This is a genomic window from Neisseria sp. P0022.S010, from assembly GCF_051956635.1.
Window position 1 is genome coordinate 1 of sequence record NZ_JBQCXF010000118.1, and the last position, 8,042, is coordinate 8,042.

Below are 8,042 nucleotides of genomic sequence, written 5' to 3' on the forward strand. Positions count from 1 at the left end.
ATCCGCAAAGGCAGGATAACGTTTTGCAAGACATTGCGGTCGTAGAGGATTTTGTGGTCTTGGAAGACAATGCCGATATGTTGGCGCATAAAGCCGATCTGATTGTCGCTCAAGGTGCCGAGGTCTTGGTTGTTGAACCAAACCTTGCCTTTGGTAGGCTTGGTAATGCCTGAAATCAGCTTCAAAATGGTGGATTTGCCCGAGCCCGAATGGCCGGCGATAAAAATCATCTCACCTTTGTTAATCTGGAAACTGACATTTTTCAGGGCTTCGAAACCGCCGGGATAGGTTTTGGAAACTTGTTCGAAACGGATCATGGGTTTTCCTGAAAATAGGGTTTCAGACGGCCGGTATCATCGATAGGGCAACATGCCGTCTGAAAAAATGGGGATATTCACAGATTATAAATATTTCGGCTGCTTTTTGATAGTGAAACCCCGGTTCTGCCGGCGGATACACTGCCGGTTTGCAACACAAAGCAATATGGTTTGAAATAAAGGCCGTCTGAACGATTGGGTTTCAGACGGCCTCGGTATCAGCGCAGGTTAAGTACCCTATCCGCTGTTTTATTTACATTTGGTTTTGGCCAAATTCACGGCGGCGGTCAGGCTTTTTTCGTTGACTTCGCCGGTGATGGTTTGTTTGTAGCCGCATTTCGGCGCTTCGACGACAGTGAAAGGCAATACGCCGACGTTGTTGCCGTGGGCTTTCATGAAGTTGCGGCTGTTGGCGCCGGTGTAACGCCAAATCGGATAGCTGACCGGCGTTTGTTTCAGGAATTTGCCGATATTGTCGGTCGTATCCAGTGCGATGCCGACCATATCGACGCTGCCTTTTTTCTGCGCTTTGTACCATGCGGACATGGCAGGCATTTCTTTACGGCAGGGGCCGCACCAGGTTGCCCAAAGGTTGACCACGCGCACGGGGGCTTTGAGCGATTCCAGGCTTTGCGGTTTGTTGTCCTGCCAACCTGCCGTTTCGTCGGCGGCAAAGGCTGGCGCAGCGGTAAAAACGGCGGCGGACAAGAGAAGGGCGGTTAAGGCTTTCATGGTTGTATCCTTGAGGTTGCCAATCGAAATTGGGTTTATTGTAAAACGGTTTGGTGGGTATGCCTACCGATTCATATCAAGAGATCAGGTAAAAAGTTTGAGTAAAAATCAGTTGCAGACGATAATAACCGCCATCATTGAATGATTTTGCAATAATACGGAGAATTTCATGCCGTCTGAATTCACACTTTATCACAATCCGCGTTGCAGCAAATCGCGTGCCGCGCTGGCTTTGCTCGAAGAAAAAGGCGTTGCCGCCGACGTGGTCAAATATCTGGATACCGCGCCCGATTTGGCGACTTTGCAGGATATGTTTGCCAAACTCGGCATCGAATCGGTGCGCGGCATGATGCGCACGAAAGACGATTTGTACAAAGAATTGGGTTTGGACAATCCCGATTTGGACAATGCTGCCCTGCTTCAGGCAATCGCCGAACACCCCGCCCTGCTCGAGCGTCCCGTTTTGGTAACGCCTACGCGCGCAGCCATCGGCCGTCCGTTGGAAAACATTGCCGCCCTACTCGGCTGATAGGGTTGGATAAGGCCGTCTGAAGATGATTTCCCTGCTTAAAAGCCGCAATGGCTTGCGATACTACCTGTTTCGCGGCCTTGCTTTGAGCGTTTTGCTGGTGTGCGGTATTTTTTTGAGCGGCACATGGCAGATTTACCGGACAGGTTCGCACACCTTGCCGAAGGACGCTCATGCCGATGCGGCGGTGGTGTTGGGTGCGGCGGCGTGGGACAAACGCCCGTCGCCGGTATTCCGTGAGCGCATCAACCACGCCATCACGCTCTACCAAAGCCATCGGGTCGGCAAAATCATTTTCACCGGCGGCACGCCCAAAAAAGGATTCATGACCGAAGCCGAAGTGGGGCGCCGATACGCGCTCAAGCAGGGCATACCGGCGCACAATATCCTGTTTGAAAACACATCGCGCAACACTTACGAAAACCTGCGCAATATCGTCCCCATCATGCACGCCAACGGAGTCGGCAGCATTATCGTTGTCAGCGACCCGTATCATTTGGCGCGCGCCGAAGAAATGGCCGCCGATTTGGGCTTGTCGGACGCGCAGTTCTCCGCCACCCCGACCACGCGCTTTGACGAGCGCAACAAGAAAGCCAAGTTTCTGATGCAGGAGAGCTATTCTTTGTTTCTCTACCGTATCGGCAAATGGAGCGATGCGGTTTGGAATTGGATAGGTGGTTGAGCTTTCGGTAATCCATGTAAAAGGCCGTCTGAAGCCTTTTAGGTTTCAGACGGCCTAAATGTATTCTTACTTATTGATATTGATTTGCAGCTACACTGCCAAATAAGACTACAGCCAGTACCAGATAAATTACCATTACGATGGCAAACAGAATCAAGGCAGCCTTGAAATAATTAGCTTTATTCGGATTGGTGTTTGAACCGAATGCCCATACAAGCATCATAACTATATTGACCAGCGGAATCATCATAATCAAGTTTGTTATCAACCATTCTTTGACGCTTACAATTGGAGCCTGTTGATGGCCGATTTGGTTTTGTTCAGTCATATCTTGTCCAATACATTAAATAAAAAGAATAATAATTATACATAATAAAGCCTTATTAGTATAGCATACATATTCAGACGGCCTGAGCCTATGATTTTTGCAGCCGCTATTTCAATTGGATGTAAAACGTACCGTCCGGCACGACGGGCAGGTATTTGCGGTAGAAGTCCAGATAGGTCTTGTTTGGGTCTATGTCGGCAAACTGCTGCGGATACAGGGTTTTGGCGATAAATTGCGCGCTGGCCAAATCGGCGAGCGAGCGGGAGGCGGTGTGGTAGATGCCGTAAACGCGTTTGTTTTTGACGGCAGGAATGTCTGCCCAGCCTTTGCGTTTGACAAATCCGGCCAGGCGGCGTTGCGCATCGGCCTGGCTGATGCCTATGCCCATCGCCATAATGTCAGGCTTGTCTTTATGGCCGTTTTCCGTCCCCGAAATGACGATGACGTCGGGTTTGGCCGTCAGGAATTTTTCAGGGTTTACCGGTCCCCAGTTTTTAACGTAAGGCGCGGCGATATTGTTGCCGCCTGCTGTGTCGGCAATCGCGCCCCACATATCTTTGCCGAAGGTGTAGCTGTATTCGGACGGGCCTTTGTCGCCGAACTCGATATAGATTTTCGGTTTGGACTGCTTGGCGCGCGCGACGCGTTTTTGGATGTCGGCAATGCCTCGGGCGTATTCGGCGGCAATTTTTTGGGCGCGCGCCTGCGTACCGTTGAGTTCACCGAAAATTTCCGCACTGCGCGTGTGCCGCGCGACGGTTTCGGCGTTGAAATCGACCACGACGACGGGTATGCCTGCCGCTTTAATGCGCGGCAGGTGGGTGGCGATGGCCTTATACTGCCAGTCGGCCAGAATCAATACGTCCGGCTTGAGCGCGAGCGTTTTCTCCAGTGAAAACGTGCCGGTGTTGATGTTGCCGATGTCCGCAATGTTTTGCAGCGTAGGCAGCTTCTGTTTGAACATAGCCCAGCTGCCGGGATTGAATTTCTCCCAAAACTCACGCGAAATGCCGATGACGTTTTTAAATTTGTCCGCGCCCGTTACCGCGATATAGTCGGGATAGTAAAACGCCAAAACCGCGCGTTTGACAGGGACATCGACTTTGACTTCGCGTCCCAATACGTCTTTGATAGTTTTGATTTCGGCTTGGGCAAAAAGGGGCAGGAGGGCGAGGGCGGTAAATAAAGCGCGTTTGTTCATGAGCGGATACTTTCAAAGAAATAATTATCATTTGTCTTGTTTTCGGGAGAAAAGTTCCCAAACGGTCCTTCTGCGCCGACATTATTTTCAGACGGCCTTTTGTTCGTTGTTTAAACCACGCCGAAAAAGTAAAATAACCGTTTTAAAAGATTTTGGAGCCATCATGACCGTCAAAACCCGTTTCGCCCCCAGCCCAACCGGCTACCTGCACATCGGCGGCGTACGCACCGCGCTGTTCTCATGGGCGTTTGCCCGCCATCATAAAGGCGAATTCTTATTGCGTATTGAAGACACCGACTTGGCGCGCTCTACTGCCGAATCCGTCAACATCATCCTCGACGGCATGAAATGGGTCGGCCTTGATTACGACAACGCCGACAACGTCGTTTACCAAACCCGCCGTTTCGACCGCTATAAAGAAGTCATTGCCGAACTTTTAGAAAAAGGCCATGCCTACTACTGCTATTGCAGCAAAGAAGAGCTGGAAGCCATGCGCGAGAAAGCCGAAAAAGAAGGCACGGCGACTTACGATCGCCGCTGGCGCCCTGAAGAAGGCAAAACCCTGCCCGAAATCCCTGCCGACGTGCAACCCGTTGTCCGTTTCAAAACGCCTTTGGACGGCGTAACCAAATGGACGGACTTGGTCAAAGGCGAAATCTCTATTCCCAACGAAGCGCTCGACGACCTGATTATTGCCCGCGCCGACGGCACACCGACCTACAACTTCTGCGTTGTCGTGGATGACTACGACATGGGCGTTACCCACGTTATCCGCGGCGACGACCATGTGAACAATACCCCGAAACAAATCAACATCTTAAAAGCCATTGGCGCCACCCTACCCGAATACGGCCACTTGCCCATGATTCTTAACGAGCAAGGCAAAAAAATCTCCAAACGCAGCGGCGATACCGTTGCCATTACCGATTTCGGCGCAATGGGCATCCTGCCCGAAGCCATGCTCAACTATTTGGCACGCTTGGGCTGGGCGCACGGCGACGACGAATTTTTCACAATGGAACAATTCATCGAATGGTTTGATTTGAAAGACGTTTCCCCGTCTCCAAGCCGTATGGACTTGAAAAAACTCTACTGGATTAACGGCGAACACATCAAAATCACGCCTAACGACAAACTCGCCGAAATGGTGAAACCGCGCCTCGCCCTGCGCGATATCCATGAAACCAGCAAGCCCGCTTTGGAAGACGTGTTGGCATTGGTCAAAGACCGCGCCCAAGACCTGAACACCCTCGCCGACGAGTGCCTCTACTTCTATGTCAAACAAACCCCTGCCGAAGCAGACGTGCAGAAACATTGGGATGATGAAGCCGCCGCCCGTATGCTGCGCTTTGCCGAACGCCTTGAAGGTTTGGAAGACTGGACCGCCGAAGCCATCCACGACCTCTTCAAACCTTTCTGCGACGAAGAAGGCATCAAAATGGGCAAACTCGGCATGCCCCTGCGCCTCGCTGTCTGCGGTACGGCAAAAACCCCCAGCGTCGATGCCGTATTGGCTTTAATCGGCAAAGAAGAAGTGTTGAAACGGATCCGTTCGTAAGGCATGAATGATAAAAGGCCGTCTGAAATGTTTCAGACGGCCTTTTTATTTTGAACAGGATTTATTTATTCTTCTTCGTTCGGTTTGTTTTTATCTTTTTTGCGCCATAGGCCTTTAAACAATGCACCCGCTGCAACAGCACCGAAAATAATCAGTTTGCCGAATTTAGCCAGTAATGCGCCGGCTAAGGCCAATAATCCCAGTTTTTTTGCAGCGATACCGCCGACCAAGGCAGCCAGTCCGTATTCGGCCACTTTGTCGGTTGCGGCATTGAAATCGCTGTAACGCTTGCCTTCATTGAATTCGATATTGCCTAACAATTCTTGCACAATAGGTTTGTATTGATCTATGCTTTTCAAATCGGTGATCATAGTCAATTCAATATAGCCTTCGCGTCCCAGCTGGAAAGTATTGTAGTTGATGGCAGGATTGGGATCGGGTTCGTTTTTATTCAGAACGTCAATCGACCAAATCAGACGATGGGTCTTTGCATCATATTGCGGTTTTTCCACCCAGCCGCGTGTTTCCAATTCCGGCAGGTTGCGGGAGGCACGCTCTTTATTTTGTTCCTCGGTACCTTCTTTCAGCTGCTCGAGCATGGCCTCAACATCCCATTCTTTGGCATCATCGTCTTTGATGTAGCCGGAATCGGTAAAGGTTAGGTCTACCATCCAATTAGTATCACCGTCCTCGTTTTCCGACTCGGGGAGAATCAGGCCGTAGCGGTTGGGATCTGTGGCGTTGCCTGCTTCCCTCATCATGGCGTTGGCGCGATTTTTTTTCACAAAGACCATTTTTGCAGGCAGTTTCAGTTTGGCCTGATTGCCCAAATCAACGGTTGCCGGGCCTTGGACGATCTGGTCGTCAACATAGTTTGTGGCAGAATCCGGAGCTTGTTGCGCTTCTTGCTCAGATGCCTCAACGGCAGAAGCAGTGTCAGCTTTGGCCGCAGACGCGGGTAAGGTTTGGATAGATAAGAGGGCAGCCAAAACGGCGTAGGCGAGACGGTTGCTTTTCATCATAGGGTTCTCATGAAAGAAGAATTAAAAAAAGATGCAGACAGCCGCAACACCATATGCTCCGGCATGACTAAAGGGTAAATTTTACAATAAATAAATCATATTTACATATCTAAATATGACTGTAATTTAAAAAATACAGGAAAGTTTTTTGAGGGGAGGTAGAGCCATCATTGTGAAATTTAAAAAGGCCGTCTGAAAATTTTTCAGACGGCCTTTTATCATAAAACCAGAAAATAATGGAATAAGGCGGAGAATATGAGAAAATAATAGCTGCCTGTCACAACAGTTGATTGAATTAACTTTTATCGGCAGCCTGAATGTCCGGATTGGATAAAATAAACCATCAAGAACAAAGACCAATAAGCCTATTATGTAAACTTGGCAGCTGAAAAATCGGCTCTGCGCTTTACTTTACAAATCAAACAACTTTAAAGGAAAACCCATGAAAAAAACCTTACTTGCCCTGATGATGTTATCCGCCGCCGCGGCGTATGCCGGTGAGGCAGAAGACCGTTTGCTGTCCGTCCAATCGGTTTACCGTGCCGCTTTGCATGAGCAAAACAGCAACGACAGCAAAATCATTTCCCTGCAAAGCGATTTGGAAAGCGCGCAGCGCCGTTTGCAGGCTGCGCAATCCGATATTGACCGTTTGAAAGGCGAAATTCAGACGGCCTTGGCTCAGAAAGAGCAGCAAAATGCCAAGCTGCAACAAGCCGGCCAGATGTTGGATGCGGCGTGGAATGCCGTTTACGGCGTAGGCGGCAGCAAGGCGAATCAATAATTTAGACATTGTATTATTTGCGTTTTACGCTTCTTTTATCATATTTATAAGGAAACCTCATGTCCCTACCTCTCTGCCCGAAATGCCACTCCGAATACACTTACGAAGACGGCGCTCAATACGTTTGCCCTGAGTGCGCCCATGAGTGGAACGAGGTCGATGCTGCGGCTGCAAGCGATGATGTATTGGAAGTCAAAGATGCCAACGGCGCGGTCTTGCAAGATGGCGATACGGTTGTCTTGATTAAAGATTTGAAAGTCAAAGGCAGCTCTATGGTCATCAAGCAAGGCACCAAAGTCAAAGGCATCCGCCTGCAAGAGGGCGACCACAATATCGGTTGCAAAATCGATGGCAGCGCGATGAACTTGAAATCTGAGTTCGTCAAAAAAGCCTAAAGATTTTATTTTTGAAAGGCCGTCTGAAATCCAAAGATTAGGATTCAGACGGCCTTTATACATTTTATTCAAAATAAAACAAATCTTTATTTAAAATTGAATAAATTTAATAGGGTTGAATTTCAGGCCGTCTGAAAAAACGGCGGCAAAATGTTCCGCACATACGCGGGTGCAAAACCGTTAAAATAACGCTTTCCCCTATTCTACGGAACCATTATGCCTCAGCCGACCGCCAAACAGATTTTGCACGAAGTATTCGGTTATCCCGAATTTCGTGGCAAGCAGGAGGCTATCGTTAATGCTTTGGCCGGCGGCGAGAGTTTGATGGTGCTGATGCCGACGGGCGGGGGTAAGTCTTTGTGTTACCAAATTCCGGCGCTGATGCGCGAAGGCGTGGCGGTTGTCGTATCGCCGCTGATTGCGCTGATGAACGACCAAGTGGCCAGCCTGCATGTGGCCGGGATTGAAGCGGCGGCAGTCAACAGCAGCACATCGGC

11 protein-coding genes are annotated in these 8,042 nt (G+C 49.7%); 6 read left to right on the forward strand and 5 right to left on the reverse strand.

The features are described 5' to 3' along the window. The coding region (locus ACTHUT_RS11005) for a cell division ATP-binding protein FtsE (protein ID WP_440418800.1) at positions 1 to 317 on the reverse strand (317 nt) is incomplete at its 3' end. 249 nt (positions 318 to 566) lie between these two features. Next, positions 567 to 1,049 (reverse strand): TlpA disulfide reductase family protein, encoded by a 483-nt coding sequence (locus tag ACTHUT_RS11010; protein ID WP_003747814.1) that lies wholly within the window; start codon positions 1,047 to 1,049, stop codon positions 567 to 569. 169 nt (positions 1,050 to 1,218) lie between these two features. Between ACTHUT_RS11010 and arsC the strand changes: the two genes are divergently transcribed. Then, complete coding sequence (gene arsC / locus ACTHUT_RS11015) at positions 1,219 to 1,578, forward strand: arsenate reductase (glutaredoxin) (RefSeq protein ID WP_004519164.1); 360 nt, start codon at positions 1,219 to 1,221, stop codon at positions 1,576 to 1,578. A 25-nt stretch (positions 1,579 to 1,603) separates the two neighbouring features. Further along, positions 1,604 to 2,260: a YdcF family protein gene (locus ACTHUT_RS11020; protein WP_049323693.1), complete on the forward strand. Its 657-nt coding sequence runs from the start codon at positions 1,604 to 1,606 to the stop codon at positions 2,258 to 2,260. Between the two features lie 70 nt (positions 2,261 to 2,330). Here ACTHUT_RS11020 and ACTHUT_RS11025 read toward each other — a convergent pair whose 3' ends face one another. Together ACTHUT_RS11025 and ACTHUT_RS11030 are read right to left on the reverse strand one after the other, a co-directional pair. Continuing rightward, positions 2,331 to 2,588 carry a hypothetical protein gene (locus ACTHUT_RS11025; protein WP_049333040.1) on the reverse strand — a complete coding sequence of 86 codons (258 nt, stop codon included), beginning with the start codon at positions 2,586 to 2,588 and terminating at the stop codon, positions 2,331 to 2,333. A 106-nt stretch (positions 2,589 to 2,694) separates the two neighbouring features. Next, positions 2,695 to 3,789 (reverse strand): ABC transporter substrate-binding protein, encoded by a 1,095-nt coding sequence (locus tag ACTHUT_RS11030; RefSeq protein WP_440366516.1) that lies wholly within the window; start codon positions 3,787 to 3,789, stop codon positions 2,695 to 2,697. Positions 3,790 to 3,952: 163 nt separating this feature from the next. Here ACTHUT_RS11030 and gltX point away from each other — a divergent pair, with 163 nt between their 5' ends. Next, entirely contained in the window at positions 3,953 to 5,347 is a 1,395-nt protein-coding gene (gltX, locus tag ACTHUT_RS11035; RefSeq protein WP_440385882.1) for a glutamate--tRNA ligase, read from the forward strand. 65 nt (positions 5,348 to 5,412) lie between these two features. Here the strand turns inward: gltX and ACTHUT_RS11040 are convergent, their stop codons facing one another. Then, positions 5,413 to 6,369 carry a DUF2167 domain-containing protein gene (locus ACTHUT_RS11040; protein WP_365990043.1) on the reverse strand — a complete coding sequence of 319 codons (957 nt, stop codon included), beginning with the start codon at positions 6,367 to 6,369 and terminating at the stop codon, positions 5,413 to 5,415. A 442-nt stretch (positions 6,370 to 6,811) separates the two neighbouring features. On the opposite strand from ACTHUT_RS11040, the gene ACTHUT_RS11045 reads away from it, so the two are divergent. The 3 genes from ACTHUT_RS11045 to ACTHUT_RS11055 all read left to right on the forward strand — a co-directional run. Next, positions 6,812 to 7,150 carry a hypothetical protein gene (locus ACTHUT_RS11045; protein WP_004519158.1) on the forward strand — a complete coding sequence of 113 codons (339 nt, stop codon included), beginning with the start codon at positions 6,812 to 6,814 and terminating at the stop codon, positions 7,148 to 7,150. Positions 7,151 to 7,209: 59 nt separating this feature from the next. Next, on the forward strand, positions 7,210 to 7,545 hold the full coding sequence (locus ACTHUT_RS11050; protein WP_440385883.1) for a zinc ribbon domain-containing protein YjdM: 336 nt from the start codon (positions 7,210 to 7,212) through the stop codon (positions 7,543 to 7,545). A gap of 216 nt (positions 7,546 to 7,761) precedes the next feature. Beyond that, on the forward strand, positions 7,762 to 8,042 hold a 281-nt coding region (locus tag ACTHUT_RS11055; RefSeq protein WP_440418801.1), incomplete at its 3' end, for a DEAD/DEAH box helicase.

Coding starts and splice junctions, on each gene's coding strand:
- ACTHUT_RS11030 (WP_440366516.1), bottom strand. CDS start 3,789: ATGAACAAACGCGCTTTATTTACCGCCCTCGCCCTCCTGCCCCTTTTT.
- ACTHUT_RS11050 (WP_440385883.1), top strand. CDS start 7,210: ATGTCCCTACCTCTCTGCCCGAAATGCCACTCCGAATACACTTACGAA.
- gltX (WP_440385882.1), top strand. CDS start 3,953: ATGACCGTCAAAACCCGTTTCGCCCCCAGCCCAACCGGCTACCTGCAC.
- ACTHUT_RS11045 (WP_004519158.1), top strand. CDS start 6,812: ATGAAAAAAACCTTACTTGCCCTGATGATGTTATCCGCCGCCGCGGCG.
- ACTHUT_RS11020 (WP_049323693.1), top strand. CDS start 1,604: ATGATTTCCCTGCTTAAAAGCCGCAATGGCTTGCGATACTACCTGTTT.
- ACTHUT_RS11040 (WP_365990043.1), bottom strand. CDS start 6,369: ATGATGAAAAGCAACCGTCTCGCCTACGCCGTTTTGGCTGCCCTCTTA.
- ACTHUT_RS11010 (WP_003747814.1), bottom strand. CDS start 1,049: ATGAAAGCCTTAACCGCCCTTCTCTTGTCCGCCGCCGTTTTTACCGCT.
- arsC (WP_004519164.1), top strand. CDS start 1,219: ATGCCGTCTGAATTCACACTTTATCACAATCCGCGTTGCAGCAAATCG.
- ACTHUT_RS11025 (WP_049333040.1), bottom strand. CDS start 2,588: ATGACTGAACAAAACCAAATCGGCCATCAACAGGCTCCAATTGTAAGC.